This is a genomic window from Neobacillus driksii, from assembly GCF_013409995.1.
GTDB lineage: Bacteria > Bacillota > Bacilli > Bacillales > Cytobacillaceae > Neobacillus > Neobacillus driksii.
This window is the reverse complement of record NZ_JACCBX010000003.1, coordinates 40,681-57,472: the sequence shown is the minus strand read 5'-3', so window position 1 is coordinate 57,472 and position 16,792 is coordinate 40,681. Positions and strand designations below refer to the sequence as shown.

The 16,792-nt window shown below is 37.9% G+C and carries 19 protein-coding genes and 1 other annotated feature (1 of these 20 cut by a window edge); of the genes, 12 read left to right on the top strand and 7 right to left on the bottom strand.

Annotated elements, in window-relative coordinates:
- Nucleotides 1-93: a binding site (T-box leader), on the top strand; it begins 158 nt to the left of the window's first position.
- 69 nt (nucleotides 94-162) lie between these two features.
- From trpE to mnmH, 9 genes are all read left to right on the top strand, one after another.
- A complete protein-coding gene (gene trpE, locus F4694_RS06460) occupies nucleotides 163-1,545 on the top strand; it encodes an anthranilate synthase component I (protein ID WP_179596091.1) in 1,383 nt (460 codons plus the stop codon).
- Complete coding sequence (locus F4694_RS06455) at nucleotides 1,542-2,153, top strand: anthranilate synthase component II (protein WP_179596090.1); 612 nt, start codon at nucleotides 1,542-1,544, stop codon at nucleotides 2,151-2,153. Before trpE ends, F4694_RS06455 begins: the two co-directional genes overlap by 4 nt.
- Entirely contained in the window at nucleotides 2,125-3,150 is a 1,026-nt protein-coding gene (trpD, locus tag F4694_RS06450; RefSeq protein ID WP_179596089.1) for an anthranilate phosphoribosyltransferase, read from the top strand. Before F4694_RS06455 ends, trpD begins: the two co-directional genes overlap by 29 nt.
- A complete protein-coding gene (trpC, locus tag F4694_RS06445; RefSeq protein WP_179596088.1) occupies nucleotides 3,151-3,939 on the top strand; it encodes an indole-3-glycerol phosphate synthase TrpC in 789 nt (262 codons plus the stop codon). It abuts the gene before it with no gap.
- Complete coding sequence (locus F4694_RS06440) at nucleotides 3,936-4,583, top strand: phosphoribosylanthranilate isomerase (protein WP_179596087.1); 648 nt, start codon at nucleotides 3,936-3,938, stop codon at nucleotides 4,581-4,583. The genes trpC and F4694_RS06440 overlap by 4 nt, the downstream gene beginning before the upstream one ends.
- Complete coding sequence (gene trpB, locus F4694_RS06435) at nucleotides 4,558-5,760, top strand: tryptophan synthase subunit beta (RefSeq protein ID WP_179596086.1); 1,203 nt, start codon at nucleotides 4,558-4,560, stop codon at nucleotides 5,758-5,760. The genes F4694_RS06440 and trpB overlap by 26 nt, the downstream gene beginning before the upstream one ends.
- A complete protein-coding gene (trpA, locus tag F4694_RS06430) occupies nucleotides 5,760-6,545 on the top strand; it encodes a tryptophan synthase subunit alpha (protein ID WP_179596085.1) in 786 nt (261 codons plus the stop codon). Before trpB ends, trpA begins: the two co-directional genes overlap by 1 nt.
- A 130-nt stretch (nucleotides 6,546-6,675) precedes the next feature.
- Entirely contained in the window at nucleotides 6,676-7,068 is a 393-nt protein-coding gene (locus tag F4694_RS06425) for a hypothetical protein (protein WP_179596084.1), read from the top strand.
- 204 nt (nucleotides 7,069-7,272) lie between these two features.
- On the top strand, nucleotides 7,273-8,352 hold the full coding sequence (mnmH, locus tag F4694_RS06420) for a tRNA 2-selenouridine(34) synthase MnmH (protein ID WP_179596083.1): 1,080 nt from the start codon (nucleotides 7,273-7,275) through the stop codon (nucleotides 8,350-8,352).
- Nucleotides 8,353-8,438: 86 nt separating this feature from the next.
- Here mnmH and sda read toward each other — a convergent pair whose 3' ends face one another.
- Nucleotides 8,439-8,564 (bottom strand): sporulation histidine kinase inhibitor Sda, encoded by a 126-nt coding sequence (gene sda, locus F4694_RS06415; RefSeq protein WP_370576429.1) that lies wholly within the window; start codon nucleotides 8,562-8,564, stop codon nucleotides 8,439-8,441.
- A gap of 215 nt (nucleotides 8,565-8,779) precedes the next feature.
- On the opposite strand from sda, the gene F4694_RS06410 reads away from it, so the two are divergent.
- Nucleotides 8,780-8,986 carry a DUF6501 family protein gene (locus F4694_RS06410; RefSeq protein ID WP_179596082.1) on the top strand — a complete coding sequence of 69 codons (207 nt, stop codon included), beginning with the start codon at nucleotides 8,780-8,782 and terminating at the stop codon, nucleotides 8,984-8,986.
- Nucleotides 8,987-9,039: 53 nt separating this feature from the next.
- Nucleotides 9,040-9,630: a GNAT family N-acetyltransferase gene (locus tag F4694_RS06405; RefSeq protein WP_179596081.1), complete on the top strand. Its 591-nt coding sequence runs from the start codon at nucleotides 9,040-9,042 to the stop codon at nucleotides 9,628-9,630.
- Between the two features lie 37 nt (nucleotides 9,631-9,667).
- Here F4694_RS06405 and yidC read toward each other — a convergent pair whose 3' ends face one another.
- The 5 genes from yidC to F4694_RS06380 form a co-directional block, all read right to left on the bottom strand.
- Nucleotides 9,668-10,450 carry a membrane protein insertase YidC gene (gene yidC / locus F4694_RS06400; protein WP_179596080.1) on the bottom strand — a complete coding sequence of 261 codons (783 nt, stop codon included), beginning with the start codon at nucleotides 10,448-10,450 and terminating at the stop codon, nucleotides 9,668-9,670.
- Nucleotides 10,451-10,468: 18 nt separating this feature from the next.
- On the bottom strand, nucleotides 10,469-10,774 hold the full coding sequence (locus F4694_RS06395) for a hypothetical protein (RefSeq protein ID WP_179596079.1): 306 nt from the start codon (nucleotides 10,772-10,774) through the stop codon (nucleotides 10,469-10,471).
- Nucleotides 10,775-10,917: 143 nt separating this feature from the next.
- Nucleotides 10,918-11,670 (bottom strand): pyruvate formate-lyase-activating protein, encoded by a 753-nt coding sequence (gene pflA, locus F4694_RS06390; RefSeq protein WP_179596078.1) that lies wholly within the window; start codon nucleotides 11,668-11,670, stop codon nucleotides 10,918-10,920.
- Between the two features lie 62 nt (nucleotides 11,671-11,732).
- Complete coding sequence (gene pflB, locus F4694_RS06385) at nucleotides 11,733-13,958, bottom strand: formate C-acetyltransferase (protein ID WP_179596077.1); 2,226 nt, start codon at nucleotides 13,956-13,958, stop codon at nucleotides 11,733-11,735.
- Nucleotides 13,959-14,285: 327 nt separating this feature from the next.
- On the bottom strand, nucleotides 14,286-14,738 hold the full coding sequence (locus tag F4694_RS06380) for a cupredoxin domain-containing protein (protein ID WP_179596076.1): 453 nt from the start codon (nucleotides 14,736-14,738) through the stop codon (nucleotides 14,286-14,288).
- Nucleotides 14,739-14,953: 215 nt separating this feature from the next.
- Here F4694_RS06380 and F4694_RS06375 point away from each other — a divergent pair, with 215 nt between their 5' ends.
- A complete protein-coding gene (locus F4694_RS06375) occupies nucleotides 14,954-16,096 on the top strand; it encodes a D-alanyl-D-alanine carboxypeptidase family protein (RefSeq protein WP_374757411.1) in 1,143 nt (380 codons plus the stop codon).
- A gap of 30 nt (nucleotides 16,097-16,126) precedes the next feature.
- On the opposite strand, the gene modB is transcribed toward F4694_RS06375, so the two are convergent.
- Complete coding sequence (modB, locus tag F4694_RS06370; protein ID WP_179596074.1) at nucleotides 16,127-16,792, bottom strand: molybdate ABC transporter permease subunit; 666 nt, start codon at nucleotides 16,790-16,792, stop codon at nucleotides 16,127-16,129.

Genomic DNA, 16,792 nt, shown 5'->3' with positions numbered 1-16,792 from the left:
ATACGACTTTTTTAAGGTCCTGTATCTGAAAGAGGAAGCTGCAAAGCAGTTTCAAAGAGAGGTGGCACCACGATCATAAGAATCGTCCTCTATATGCAAAAAACTTTTTATGCATATAGAGGACGATTTTTTTTTATTTATTTACGAAGGGATGTAAAGCGCATGAAAATAAAAAATGGTTTTTTCCTAAAGGAACTCAAAGGGGATACATTCACTCCCATTTCTATTTTGCAGAAGATTAGCGGTGATAAAAAGTTTTTATTGGAGAGCTCACATAAGTATCATGACTCTGGGCGTTATTCCTTAATTGGATCGGATCCAGCATTCGAACTTATTTCCCATGGTGACTCGAATGAAATTCTATATCGAAATGGAGAGAAAAAAGTTATCAAGGGAAACCCACTTGAGTTGATTAAAACATTGCTCCCAAAAATGGATGAAGCACCTTTTCCTTTTATAGGCGGGGCAGTAGGGTACGTTGGCTATGACATCATCCGTCAATTTGAAGAAATTGGCGAAGAGTTTGCGAATGGACTTCAAATGCCTGATGTTCATTTAATGTTTTATGAAGAAGTGATTGTTTTTGACCATCTTGAAGAGAAAATAACGCTTTGCGGTGTACCACTTTCAGAGGAAATGGATAAAGATTTACTTGAAAAAAGACTGGAGCAAAGGATTGAAGAGTTAAAACAGCCTGCTATCTATCAAGATAGCACACCGTTTGAATTTTCAGGTTTTGAATCAGAAACAACGAAGGAGCAATTTATTGAGAATGTAGATATAGCAAAGGAGCATATAAAAGCAGGAGATATCTTTCAAGTGGTGTTGTCGAGACGAATGAAGTCATCATTCAAAGGATCGCCCTTATCTCTCTATCGCAAGCACCGTGCCCATAATCCAACACCATATATGTTTTATATTGATTTCACTGGATATACCGTAATTGGTTCATCACCAGAAAGTCTCATAAAAACTAGGGGGTCACAGGTATTCTCAAACCCAATCGCAGGTACAAAAAAACGAGGAAAAACAACGGAGGAAGACCTGTTGATTGCAAAGGAATTGAAAAGTGACGAGAAAGAATTGGCGGAGCATAAAATGCTCGTTGATCTCGGTCGAAATGACTTAGGAAGAGTTTGTGAATTTGGGTCGGTAACAGTTGATAAGTATATGGAGGTTGAAAATTTCCGACATGTCATCCATCTAGTGTCAGAAGTAAGCGGAACACTGACAAAAGAGCATAGCAGTCTAGACGCTTTGGCAGCATGTCTTCCTGCAGGTACTGTTTCCGGGGCACCGAAAATCAGAGCGATGGAAATTATTAATAAATTGGAAAAATCAAAAAGGGGACTTTATTCTGGAGCCATCGGTTACTTATCTGCCAACGGAAATATGGATTTTGCCCTGGCAATTCGTACAATGATTTTAAAAGAAGGAACTGCCTACATACAGGCAGGAGCAGGAATTGTCCACGACTCAGATCCAGAATCCGAATATGAAGAAACCATAAACAAATTAAAAGCCTTTTTGGAGGGTGAACAATGATTTTACTAATCGATAATTTTGATTCTTTTACCTTCAACCTATATCAATATTTAGGGGAATTAGGAGAGAGCGTAACAGTCATTAGAAATAATCAACTTACGATTGAGCAAATAAAGGAAATGAATCCTAAGGCGATCATCCTTTCTCCTGGACCTGGAAAACCAGAGGATGCAGGGATTTGTATTGAGGTCATTCAAAAATTACATCAAGACATTCCAATATTGGGGATTTGTTTAGGTCATCAAGCAATCGGGGCAGCATTTGGCAGTGAAATAAGGAGAGCAAGTTATATTAAACACGGAAAAACATCGCAAATCACACATAATGGAAACGGGATTTTTACTTATTTGACTTCCCCGTTGGAAGTAATGCGCTATCATTCTTTGGTGGTGGATAAGGAGAAGCTTTCACCCGATTTAGAATGTGTTGCTCAGTCGCTTGATGATCAAGAAATAATGGCACTCAAGCACCGTTATTATCCAGTATTCGGTTTGCAGTTTCATCCTGAATCGATTGGCACACCAACTGGTAAGCAAATGCTCAAAAACTTTTTATCTGAAATAGAAGGGAAGAAGAAAAATGAAGAATTTTTTACTCCAGTTAGCTGAAGGTGAATCTTTCTCTGAGCCTCAAATGAAGGAGGCTATGGACTTACTATTAGGTGAAGAGGTATCGGAAAGTGAAATTGCAGCATTTTTAATGGGATTAAAGTCAAAAGGGGAAACAGTAGAAGAAATTACAGGTATTGTAAAAGGCCTCAAAGATAATACCCTTCCATTCCGTAAGAAATTTCCCAATGTTCTAGATAATTGTGGTACGGGTGGGGATGGATCTTCTAGCTTTAATATTAGTACTACTTCCGCCTTTGTGATTGCAGGTGCCGGCATTCCTGTTGCAAAACATGGAAACCGCAGTATATCAAGCAAAACTGGAAGTGCAGATGTACTAGAGTATTTAGGTATTAATTTAAATCTGCCTGTAGAACGGACAGAAGAAATACTTCATGAACTAGGAATTGCCTTCTTATTTGCGCCTCATGTGCATCCAAAGCTAAAGAAGGTCATGACTGTTCGCAGACAATTAAGAATCCCAACTGTCTTCAACTTTATCGGTCCACTTACTAATCCTATCGATTTGGACTATCAATTACTTGGAGTTTACCGTAGGGATTTACTTCCTATATTTGCGGAAGTACTGCAAAATCTTGGTCGGAAGCGTGCGGTTGTCATTAACGGGGCAGGCTTTATGGATGAGGCATCTTTGCAGGGTGAGAACCATTTTACTCTATTAGAGGATGGTGCTATTTCGACTCAAACCTTTGTACCAGAAGAAGTGGGACTTCCCCAATATGATAACAGTGCAATTAAGGGTGGAGATTCTAAAGAAAATGCTGAGATTCTTAAGCAGGTCCTTTCAGGCGAAAAAGGTGCTCACCGAGATACAGTCCTATTGAATGCAGGGATTGGAATTTTTACAAGCGGTAAAGCAACCAACATTGTCGAGGGGATCGACATCGCTAGAGATGTGATTGATTCCGGAGCAGCTTATGAAAAGTTACAACAATTAATTGAATTGACAGCTAAAGCTAAAAGAGAGGCGATATAATTGGAAACCATATTAGATCGAATTATTAATGAAAAACAAAAAGAAGTCCTAAAACTCCGCGAAGGAGGTTTTATAAAAGTAGAAGCAAAGCCGAAAAGATCCTTCATTCAAAAATTACAGCAAGCAGAAGAAATCGCAATCATCTCTGAATTTAAACGTGCATCTCCATCTAAAGGATTGATTAACAATGGGGTGGAACCTGCTGATCAAGCAGCAAGATACGAGAAGGCAGGAGCGTCAGCTGTTTCAGTACTGACTGATTCCACTTTTTTTAAAGGGTCTTTTGATGACTTAAGGGCGGTTAGAGAGGCGGTTGACCTGCCCATTCTTTGTAAAGATTTTATGATAGATTCTATTCAAATTGACCAGGCAGCAGCACAGGGGGCTGACATAATTCTGTTGATTGTAGCTGCATTAGATGAAACAACGCTGGCGCAGCTGTACCAATATGCAAGGAGCTTGGATTTAGAGGTGTTAGTAGAGGTTCATAATCAAGAAGAATTAGAAAAAGCACTCAACCTTGGTGCCCAACTGATTGGCGTTAATAATCGTGATTTAAAAACCTTTAACGTTTCACTTGACGTTACAGAGTCTCTTGCAATGTCAATAAAAGACTCTGGTGCCTTTCTAATCAGTGAAAGTGGAATACACCATAAGGAAGATGTAGAGCGGGTACGCAATGCAGGAGCAAATGGAATCTTGGTCGGTGAGGCGTTAATGAAGAGCCCAGATCTAGCTAAGTCTTTTCAGGACTTCAGATTACCACTTGTTGGCGGGGTAAAAAAATGAAGGTGAAAATTTGTGGAATTACAGATCTTACCACTGCACTGGCTGCTATTGATTATGGTGCAGACGCGATTGGTTTTGTTTTTGCAGAAAGTAAGCGCAGGATTTCAGTAGAGAAAGCAAAAGATATCGTCACTCATTTACCGAAAGACATATTAAAAGTTGGGGTGTTCGTTAATGAGGTAAAAGAGAAGATAGAGGAAATTGCTTCATGTGTAGGTCTGACTCATGTTCAATTACACGGAGATGAAACTCCAGCTTTCAGCCAATCCCTATCACTGCCGGTAATAAAAGCCATAAGTGTTAACGATGATCAAAGTTTAAATGCGATAGAAAATCACTCTTGCGAATATGTTTTGATCGATGGTCCAAAAGGGAAATACGGAGGAGGCAACGGCTTGGCGTTTGATTGGAACTGTATTTCTGCAAACCAAATTAAGAATAAAAAGGTGATTCTTGCAGGAGGGCTGCATGAAGTGAATGTTGAAGAAGCGATAAGACTGATTAAACCGTATATGGTGGATGTCAGCAGCGGTGTGGAAACAGAAGGTAAAAAGGATCTTGATAAAATTCAATCATTTATTAATAAGGCTAAAGGGAGCCATACAGGAGGAACAAGAAATGAAGTCATATACACTGCCGAATGAAAAAGGGCAATTTGGAATTTATGGGGGAAGGTTTGTACCAGAAACACTTATGAAGGCTGTACTTGAGCTGGATGAAGCCTACAAACTCGCAAAAGAGGACCCGAGTTTTCAAGCAGAAATTGATGGATACTTAACAGAATATGTAGGGAGAGAAACGCCGCTTTATCATGCGAAAAATCTTACAAAATACGCTGGCGGTGCTCAAATCTATCTTAAAAGAGAAGACCTTAACCATACAGGTGCACACAAAATCAACAATGCAATCGGTCAGGCTTTACTAGCGATACGAATGGGTAAAAGGAAAATTGTTGCCGAAACCGGTGCTGGACAGCATGGTGTTGCGACTGCAACCGTTTGTGCCTTATTGAAACTTGAATGTATTATTTTTATGGGCGAAGAGGACATCAAACGACAGGCATTAAATGTCTTTCGAATGGAGCTTCTCGGTGCTAAGGTTGTCAGTGTCACCTCTGGAAGCGCGACATTAAAAGATGCCGTTAATGAAGCATTAAGATATTGGGTTGAACATGTAGAGGATACTCACTATCTTTTGGGTTCTGTTATGGGACCTCACCCATTCCCTGTGATGGTAAGAGATTTTCAAAGTGTAATAGGCAAGGAAACAAAAAAGCAATTCTTGGCACAGGAAGGAAAGCTTCCAGAAGCCGTTGTGGCATGTATTGGCGGCGGCAGTAATGCGATTGGAATGTTCCACCCGTTTATAGGAGATAAGGAAGTCAGTCTCTATGGTGTAGAGGCAGCGGGGCAGGGGACAGATACGGATTTCCATGCGGCTTCACTCACAAAAGGGAAACCTGGTATTCTACATGGGGCCCTAATGTACTTACTACAAGATGGTGATGGCCAAATTATCGAGGCTCATTCTGTTTCAGCTGGACTTGATTATCCTGGTGTAGGACCAGAACATAGTTACTTAAAGGACAGTGGCAGAGCTCAATACCATTCTATTACTGATAAAGAGGCACTCGAGTCATTTCAACTTTTATCAAAATTAGAAGGCATTATTCCTGCTCTTGAAAGTGCACATGCAGTAAGCTTTGTGGTTAAACTTGCAGCTCAAATGAAGGAAACCGAACATATTGTGGTTTGCTTATCCGGTCGTGGTGATAAGGATGTAACAGCAGTTAAAGAAAGGTTAGAAAGGGAGAGAGCATAATGAATAGAATTGAACAAAGTTTTAAGGTGTTAAAAGACCAAGACCGGAAGGCTTTTATTCCCTATATTATGGGGGGAGATGGAGGACTTAATAACCTAACTGAGCGTCTACTTACGCTAGAAAAATTCGGTGCCAGCCTCATTGAAGTAGGTGTTCCTTTTTCAGATCCTGTAGCAGATGGTCCAACCATTCAGCAAGCCGGTCTTAGGGCGCTTCAAAATGGAACGACACTAAGGGGAATTATTGCGGAACTAACAAAAGCGAGGGAAGTCGTGTCCATCCCTATCGTACTTATGACTTACCTAAATCCTATTTATGCATATGGAATTTCTACATTTGCACAAGATATTGCAAATGCCGGAGTAGATGGCTGTATTATTCCGGACCTTCCAATTGAAGAAGAAGAACTTCTCGCAGCCGAGCTTGAGGATGTGGGGGTTGAATTAATCCGACTCGTTACGTTGACATCTCCAAAAGATAGAATTAAAGAAATATCCAATCGAGGAAAGGGATTTTTATACACTGTGACCGTTAAAGGAATTACCGGAACAAGAAATGAATTCGATCAAGAAGTGGTGGATTTTTTAAAGAGAGTGAAGGACATTAGCCCCATTCCAGTTTTAGCTGGGTTCGGTATTTCAAACGAAAAACAAATTAATGAGCTAATCCCCCACTGTGACGGAGTCATTGTTGGTAGTAAAATTGTCGACTTGTTCCATAAAAATGATTTATCAGGGCTTGAAAGCTTTATGTCAGTACTTAAACCTGAAAAAAACATCATTTAAAAATAGAAATCCACTTATTGCGAGTGGATTTTTTCTTTTTCTAGTGTCATTTGTTACAGCAGTGGAAATGAATATTTACTATAATTTTGATAATGGATTATCATATCTGGTTGGTAAGGATGAGGGATGTATGAAGAAAGTTAAGGAAACAATCATCTCACTAATGGCAGGGATTGACGGTTTTTCAGGAATTTCTTATAAAGTTCATGTGGATTTTTACCAAAATCGATTTACTGTTTTTGAATGGAGAAATAAAGAAAATTTACACCCTATTACTAACTTTGAACGAAAATCAATTGGAAGCATGGAAGATTTCAAAAAAGATATCTATTTAATGAAGATTTGGGAATGGGAACCATCTTATCGAAAGGAAGAAGGGATCATTCTTGATGGGAAATACTGGTCGATAAAGTTGAATACAAAAGGAAAAATCTTCGAGAGTGAGGGAATGGAATGCTTTCCGCCTGATTGGAAACGATTTTGTACTGCTGTAGAAAAATTAACAGGAACTCCATTTCGATAACTGCCTCATCCTATCAAATTGGCAGGAATGTCTGCTTGATACCCTCGTATATCTCCTATATAATTAGTCTATACTTTTACTGAGCTTCTTTTCCATTTAATCATATTTTAGGGGATATCCCTTTTCTTGATTTTAAACTTCCATTATTGGAAGTTTTGTTTGTTATAGACATTAGTAGAGATAGATAAAAAGAGGTGTTAATAAATGAAGGAAATCACGGTTGAGGAATTACAAACGATTAAGAATCCGGTCATTATTGATATCCGCGCACCTATTGAGTTTAAGGATGGTGCCATTCCGGAAGCAATCAACATTCCTTTATTTACAGATAAAGAACGAGAGGAAATCGGAACCATTTATAAACATGAAGGACAAGCCGCGGCAAAATGGAGAGCTATGGAGTTTGTGTCACCAAAAATACCTAGTCTGCTTCACCAGATAAAATCAGTAATGGAAAATGGGGATGAGTTAATAGTCCATTGCTGGCGTGGGGGAATGCGAAGTAAAGCGGTCGTAACCTTTTTAGAATTTGCAGGCATTTATGCAAACCGTCTTACTGGTGGTTATAAAGCATATCGACAATACATTCTTCAGCAAATTCCAACGATGTTTCCTGAAAAAGCAATTGTATTGCATGGTTTAACTGGTGTAGGAAAGACGGAAGTTTTGAAGAAATTAAAAGCAACTGGGTACCCAACAATTGATCTTGAGGAAATGGCTGCTCATCGAGGATCCATTTTTGGAACGATTGGGCTGGGAGAAGGAAATAACCAGAAGACTTTTGATTCTCTTCTTTACAAGGAACTTCAGGATATAAAAGGTTCCACTTATTTTGTTATGGAGGCAGAAAGCAAACGGATTGGGAAAGCTGTCCAGCCTGAAGAGCTAACGGATAGAAAAATGAGGGGAATCAATATCTATATCCACACCCCTCTAGAGCAAAGGGTTAAGCAGCTGGTAAATGAGTACGTTTTACCTTATCAAAATGAGCCTTGGTACCACGATCAAATTTCGATTGGAACTGAAAAGATTATAAGAAGAATAAAGGATAATGAAATGAAAAAAATGTTAGTCCAATCTTTAGAAATTAAGGATTACCAAGAGATGATTAGTATTTTACTCGAACATTATTATGACCCACGCTATGACCATGCTACCCTTGAATATGATGGGAAATTCATTGATGTTTACGCGGATGATTTTGATGCTGCCAGTCTAAAGGTGATGGCAGAAATAAATAAACTAATGGTAGAGAAGAAGGTAGCTTTTGAAGGTCAAATATAGTCGCTATAAAGGCCGGTCAACCCGGCCTTTATTTTTTTGCATGAAAAAACCGCCGCGAGTTTGGCGGTTCTAAAATCTTTGCACTTTTAACGATTCTTAAATGGCCTCAATCCACGACGTTTAATTTCATCTTTTAAAATCTTTATCCATTCTTTTTCCTTTCCAGATTTTAAAGCATCCCGATACGTCACCACTAACAGCTCGTTACTCATTATTTTCAACTTTGCAAGCCTCCCTCGGAATAATGGATTGAATATTCAGTTTTTATTATTGTAATCGTTTTCTAACCATTTCAGAACCTTTTTCATATATTTGACATATTAAAAATAGATAAAATATGTCAAAAGACTCAAATATAATTTTGTTGCACTACAGTGTTGCTTTTGATTATACTAAGGAATATCTAACGGAAAGGAACGGTGCTGGGATGATTCATTTAACATGGCGTGAGCGTGAGACTGTAAAAAAAGTAAAATGTGTTCATACGGACGCAAAAAAATACATAGTAAATAACGCATTAACCTCCGGGAAAGTTTATGATGTGAAAAATGAAACAGAAGAGTTTTATTACATTATCGACAATACTGGTAAGGTAGGCGGATTTTACAAAGAATACTTTCAAAATGTAGACTGATGGGCCTTGCCTGCCAGTCTCTTTTTTTAATTTTGTAATGGGGGAATGGGGAAATGAAGTTGTGGAATGAGCTTTTTGAGTTAGAAGGGGAATGTGTCAGGTTAGTTCCAATCACCTTGGATCATCTTGATGGACTATGGGAAGCCGCTAAACCTGATGAAATTTGGACCTATATGGCTACCACAGTAAGAAGTAGAGAAGAGATGGAGCAGATGATTGCTTCAGCTATCCAGAAGAGAGAAAAGGGTACAGACTACACCTTTGTTGTGATAAATCAGGACAATCGTATTATCGGAAGTACTCGTTACCTTGATATTTCAGAAGAACATAAAAGTTTAGAAATTGGTTCAACATGGTATCACCCTGATGTTTGGAGAACTAGAGTAAACACTGAATGTAAATACCTGCTACTAAGGCATTCATTTGAAAGTTGGCAGTTAAGGCGCGTTCAACTTAAAACAGATTCTCGGAATTTTCGTTCACAACGAGCAATTGAGCGAGTTGGAGCAGTAAAAGAAGGAACGCTAAGGAAGGATCGAAAAATATCTGGTGGATATGTTCGTGATACTGTCTTCTTTAGTATTCTTCGAGACGAGTGGGGAACCGTAAAGAAAGAATTAGCAAGGAAACTTGGTATACAGTAAAAAGAAGCATTGGGCTCCAATGCTTCTTTTCCCCTTATTAATTAGTACTAGCATTTATTTCTGTATTTTTAACTTTTTGATATAGCTTTCTGCTTAGCCATGTTTGTAGAATTAAAAACGTACCGCCTACTGCCCAATATAGCGGCAGCGCTGCAGGTGAATTAAAAGAAAACATCACGATCATGAGTGGAGACATCAGCCCCATATATTTCATTTGCTGTTGCTGAGCAGATGGCATACTAGTCTGGGAAACTTTAAATTGAAAATAATAAATCACACCCGCAATGAGGGTAATGATGATATCAGGGTCTCCAAGACTAAACCATAGGAAACGGTGGCTAGCAATCTCTTCTGAGCCACGAATCGCGTAATAAAAGCCAGTTAAAATCGGCATTTGAATCAGAAGAGGCAAACATCCCATATTTAATGGATTTACACCATGCTTCTGATAAAGACCCATTAATTCCTGCTGCATTTCTTGTTTCTTTTTTGGATCCTTTTCTTCTTTCATTTTCTTTTGGATGGCGTCCATTTCTGGCTTCATAACATCCATTTTCTCTTTCATGTTCATTTGATTTCTATATTGTTTTAGCATAAACGGCATTAATATAAGTCGAATTATGAGTGTAATTAGAATAATGGATAAACCATAGCTTCCATTGAAAAACTCAGCTAAAAAATGAATAGAAACAGCAAATGGTTCAACAAAATAGGTATTGAAAAACCCATCACCTTTTCCGTTTGCTCCAGAACAGGCTGATAGGAGCACTGTAGTAAGTGCTAAAAGTAATAAAATTGGTAAAGAACGTTTGATTTTCATATTTCCTCCTAAGATTGTTTAAGTTGTTTTAAATTGAAATAGGGTGGAGGAAATAGGTTCTTCTGTATCGTCCTGTGAACTTTCTTTTCTACGAATATATTTAAAAATACGAGTTAGAATAATATTTCTATTTACAGAGCCTTTTTTCTTATAAAAAGACAATGGGTGATTTATTTTTGTATGTGCAGGCTCGCTAATGGATCCCATAAAGCAATACTCCACATTCCATGCCCAGAGTAATTTGATGATGACCCCGAAGTATAAACTTAAATAAATGGTTTCTAACGCGTTTGCATCTGTAAAATCAATGAGCAGTTGGTACAAAAATAATCACCTCGCTTTTTACTGTTAATGATATGAGTATAATAGAGAAGGACCAAAGAAGCAATTGAATCATGCTGGAAAAAGTCTTTGCAGCAATATCACGCTAACAAGAAAGAATGCTGCCCATAAAGACAGCATTCTTTTTATTTTGCCAAGGAAGGTTTGTTCCAGTGTGCAGTAATCATTTTATAAGCATATTCCACATTCACTTCTGAAGGTGGCTCAACATGGTTTAATGGGTACTCAAGCCCCAGGGCTTCCCATTTATAAACACCAAGCTTATGGTAGGGAAGAATTTCGACCTTTTGTACATTTTCAAGTGTTCCAATAAATTCTCCAAGTTTTTGAAGGTCTTCAGGATCATCAGAAACAGTAGGTACAAGGACATGGCGTACCCAAACTGGTACTTTTCGGTCAGACAAGAATTTAGCAAATTCAAGAATATGATCATTTGCCATACCGGTTAATTGAATATGCTTTTTGCGGTTAATATGCTTTAAATCAAGTAAAATTAAATCCGTATATTGTAATAACTCTTCTAGCTGTTCAATAAACAGTTTAGAGTGTGAGAAACAGCCGCCAGAAGAATCAATGGTAGTATGAATCCCTTTCTTTTTACATTCCTTAAACAATTCAGTAAGGAACGGAACTTGTAGAAGTGGTTCGCCGCCGCTGACAGTGATTCCTCCACCAGATGACTGAAGGAAGGGAAGGTAGGACATGAGATCATCCATGATTTCGGAAACGGTCATCTGTTTGCCGCTGCCGATTTCCCACGTATCAGCGTTATGGCAAAATTGGCAGCGTAATAGGCAGCCTTGTGTAAATACAACATAGCGTATGCCTGGTCCGTCGACTGTTCCTAATGTTTCAATAGAATGAATATTTCCGTTCATGATGATGATCCCCCTTTATTTTTAAAGCAGGAGCTCCTTAGTAAGGAACTCCAATGTATAGTTTACAGTGATTCGTGGAAAGTACGGTTAATAACGTCTAGTTGCTGTTCTTTTGTTAATTTGATAAAGTTAACCGCATATCCAGAAACACGTATAGTTAATTGTGGATATAATTCTGGATGTTCCATTGCATCCATTAATGTTTCTTTATTAAATACGTTAACATTCAGATGGTGACCAGTTTTAATCGCATATCCGTCTAAAATTGATACTAAGTTACGGACCTGGCTTTCTTCTTCTTTACCTAATGCTTTAGGAACGATAGAGAAAGTATTTGAAATTCCATCCATTGCAGAGCTGTAAGGCAGTTTAGCAACAGAAGATAGAGAAGCAAGTGTACCTTTTGTGTCACGGCCATGCATTGGGTTTGCACCAGGAGCGAATGGTTCGCCAGCACGGCGTCCATCTGGTGTGTTACCAGTCTTTTTACCATATACGACGTTTGATGTAATCGTCAAGATGGACATCGTATGAACAGAATTACGGTAAGTTTGGTGCTTACGTAACTTTTTCATGAAGGTTTCAACGATTTCAACCGCAATACTGTCAACACGGTCATCATTATTTCCGTATTTAGGGAAGTCGCCAATAATTTCGAAATCAACAGCAAGACCATTTTCATCACGAATTACTTTCACTCCGCCGTATTTAATTGCACTTAAGGAGTCTGCCACAACGCTCAATCCAGCAATACCTGTTGCCATTGTACGTAGGATCTGTGTGTCGTGTAAGGCCATTTCAATTCTTTCATAGCTATACTTATCATGCATATAGTGGATAACATTTAAGGTGTTAATATAAAGACCTGCAAGCCATTCCATCATTTGATCAAACTTCTGCATAACTTCTTCATAATTTAATACGTCAGCTGTAATAGGCTGGTATTGTGGTCCCACTTGAATTTTTAATTTTTCATCCACACCACCGTTGATGGAGTAGAGAAGTGCTTTTGCAAGGTTCGCACGAGCACCGAAGAACTGCATTTGTTTACCAATCTCCATAGCGGATACACAGCAAGCAATACCATAATCATCGCCATATTCTGGACGCATGATATCATCATTTTCATATTGGATAGAGCTTGTTTTAATTGACATTTTTGCACAATATTTTTTAAAGTTTTCAGGCAGCTGTGGTGACCATAATACTGTTAAGTTTGGTTCTGGAGCTGGTCCTAAATTGTCTAACGTGTGTAGAAAACGGAAAGAGTTCTTTGTAACAAGAGAACGTCCATCTTGAGCCATACCGCCGATTGACTCAGTTACCCAAGTTGGATCACCAGAGAATAATTCATTATAATCAGGTGTACGAGCAAATTTTACTAAACGGAGCTTCATAACAAAATGGTCAACTAATTCCTGTGCTTCTTCTTCAGTTAAAGTGCCATTTAAAAGGTCTCTTTCTACATAAATATCTAAGAAAGTAGATACACGTCCAAGACTCATTGCAGCACCGTTTTGTTCTTTGATAGCCGCTAAGTAACCGAAATATAACCATTGGAATGCTTCAGCCGCAGTTGTTGCCGGCTGCGAGATATCAAAGCCATGGCTGCTTGCCATTTCTTTTAATTCTTTTAATGCACGAATTTGCTCGGCAATTTCTTCACGAAGACGCATATTGTCTTCAGTCATTACCTTGCTTGTAGTTTTTTGATCTTGTTGTTTTTGCTTGATCAAGAAATCTACACCATATAGTGCAACACGACGATAGTCACCGATAATACGACCGCGGCCGTAGGCATCTGGAAGACCGGTGATAATAGCTGCTTTACGTGCTAGCATCATTTCGTCCGTATATGCATCAAAAACCCCTTGGTTGTGAGTTTTGCGGAAATCTGTAAAGCATCTTTCAATTTCTGGATTTAATTCGTATCCATATGATTCTAATGCTGCTTTTGCCATCCGAATTCCACCGAAAGGCTGCATAGAACGATTAAATGGCTTGTCAGTTTGAACTCCAACAACTTTTTCAAGTTCTTCGTTAAGGTAACCAGGAGTGTGAGAAGTGATCGTAGACACTGTTTCAGTATCCATGTCGAGGACTCCTCCTTTTTCGCGTTCCTGTTTGGTAAGTTCCATTACCTGTTCCCAAAGCTTGTTTGTTGCGTCAGTTGCACCTGCTAGGAAGGTATCGTCACCTTCGTATTGATTATAGTTTTTTAGTATGAAATCACGAACGTTTACTTCTTTTGTCCAAGTTCCTTTTGTAAAAGCTTTCCATTGTTCCATGATTATTTCACCTCGTAAGTTTGTGTAAGATTTAATATAACAGTGTTGCTGTTATTTCTTAACTAGAGTGTAACAGATTTTTTGTGAAAGAAAGCATAGATATTGTTAACATATTGTGAAGTCTTGTTTTTAAGGGGTTTTTTGGGGTTGTTTTTGAACTTTTTATGAACGGATATCGAAATACGAAAAGTCTGTACTATAATTATTTGAACAAAAATACATTCTGTTATATAGGAGAAACACGATGTTATCAACATCTTGATAGTGAAAACCTATGAAACAGGCATCTAATAAGAATGAAAAAAACAGGAGAATAAACTCCTGCTTTTAATCGACGATAATATCAGCAATCATTGGACCATTATGGTCTCTGTCTCCATGTACTTCACAAATTAAACGATAGGTACCCTTTTTATCAATTTGGAGAGGGACCATTGTTTCTTCACCTTTTTTGACTGTACCCTTAATGTCAGTACCTTCAATATGGAATGGGTGCTCTTCCCCATTAACACCACTAATGTATAAGTTTACTTTTTCTCCTGTGTTCAGTTGAATCGTACCTGGATCCCAGCGGTATACTTCAATTTCCTTTCCGTCCTTCGTTTTACTGTTATACTCTACAGTCACCATATGAATTTCTCTTATATCTTCATTAGCGGTTTGATTAAACACTGTGGTATCTCCTGCTTTTAATAAAAACCAAGCAGAAATAGTAACGAGTAGGAAAGCTGTTACTAAAATAAAGACAAGTGTATCTTTTTTTAATACTAAAAATTTCATTATTAACCCCCCAATAATTTGTCCTAATTAATGTTTATGCAAACAAGGGAGGGAAACTTGTCTCTTTTTTTAAATTTTTTCAAATTAAGTTTATTACAATTATTTCAATATAACTCCAAACTCTTTTCGGTAGAATAACAGTTCATCTATAAATATTTACTTCCTATGATATTTTGATAAAATCAGATGATAAATGAAAAATAAGGATGTTGAAATTGTCAAAATTAGTCTCATTTTTTATTATCTTAATGCTCATTTTATCAAACCAAGTTAACGTATACGCAGCAGAAAAACCGCCCCTAGAGATTAAAAGTGAAGCTGCCGTACTAGTAGATTCAGAAACAGGTGCCATTTTATATAGTAAAAATAGTAATGAAAGATTATACCCTGCTAGTTTGACGAAAATTGCGACAGCTATTTATGCAATTGAAAATGGAAATATAGATGATGTTGTCACAGTAAGTGCTAGGGCGGTAAAGGAAGAAGGGACTAGAGTTTATTTAGTTGAAGGGGAAAGGGTGCCTTTAAAAAAGCTGATTCAAGGAATGTTAATTAACTCAGGGAATGACGCTGCTGTAGCAATCGCAGAACATTTAGATGGATCGGTTGAACTGTTTGCTGACAAAATCAATAAGTATTTAGTTGAGAAAATCGGTGTTAGTAATACCCATTTTACCAATCCAAATGGATTATTTAATGAAAATCATTATACAACGGCACTAGATTTAGCTTTAATCACGAATTATGCAATGAAGAACCCTGTTTTTAAAGAGATTTTTGGAACAATAGAGCTAGAGTGGATTGGTGAATCGTGGGAAACGAAACTGCTTACTCATCATCGTCTGTTAAAAGGCGAAATTCCTGTAGATGGTATTACAGGCGGAAAAACAGGTTTTGTAAATGAATCAAAGCATACATTGGCAACAACAGCGGAAAATGAAAATTTAAAGCTGACTGCAATTGTCTTAAAAGCGGATAGCAGTAAGGCTTCGTATAACGACACTGTAAAGCTGATGGAATACGGTTTTTCTAGTTTTAAACATCGTATTATCAAACAAAACGAGCTATTTACTATTCATAAAAAAGAATATTATTCTAAAAATGATATTGTTGTTACGGAGCACGTCAATACTTCTGAAGAAAGCATTTCTGAGCAAGGAATGCTTGAAATAGTAAACAACGGTCAAGTCTCACAATCCATACAACTTGAAGTAAAAGAACCAAAGCCAATAAAGGTGACAAAGGAAAAACTGCTATCAAGTGAAAAGAGCAGTATTAATATTTTTTATGGAATTATTGTATTTGCATTCGCGGGACTGCTGATTGGAGTAAGAAAAAGATGGGTAAAAAAACAATAAACTGTAAAAAGCCACGGAGAGAACACCTCTTCATGGCTTTTTTTGTATGATATTTGAAATCAATAACATAAGAAATGAAATGATGACCATTGATAAAACGAATGCCCAGGCTAAACCCATGTTACCAGATTCCATTGCCACGTATATCGCAGTTGGTGCGGTTTGTGTTTTTCCAGGTATATTTCCAGCAAACATTAAAGTGGCTCCGAATTCACCAAGTGCCCGGGCAAAGCTCATAATCAGTCCAGAGATAATTGAGGGAAGTGTCAATGGCAAGGAAACGAATAGGAATACCTTCATTCTGCTTCCACCATCAACCCCTGCTGCATCTTCAATATCTTTATCCACCGATTGAAAGCCTAATTTTACTGCTTGGTACATAAGTGGAAAAGCAACTGTGGTCGATGCGATAATGGCTGCCCAAGGAGTAAACATGATGGAATGTTGAAAAAAACCTTCAATAAAAGCACCAATTGGGCTATTTCTTCCGAAAAAGTAGATCAATAAAAATCCTATAACCGTAGGCGGCAGAACAATAGGGAGCATAAGGAAAGTTTCTAGAAGCATTTTTCCTTTGAATTTCTTGTTGTATAATAGTCTGGCAAAAAAAACGCCCAAAAAACTCACTATAATAACAGATATTGCTGCAACTTCGAGAGAGAATTTAAGAGGGTACCAGAATTCACTAGTAAACAT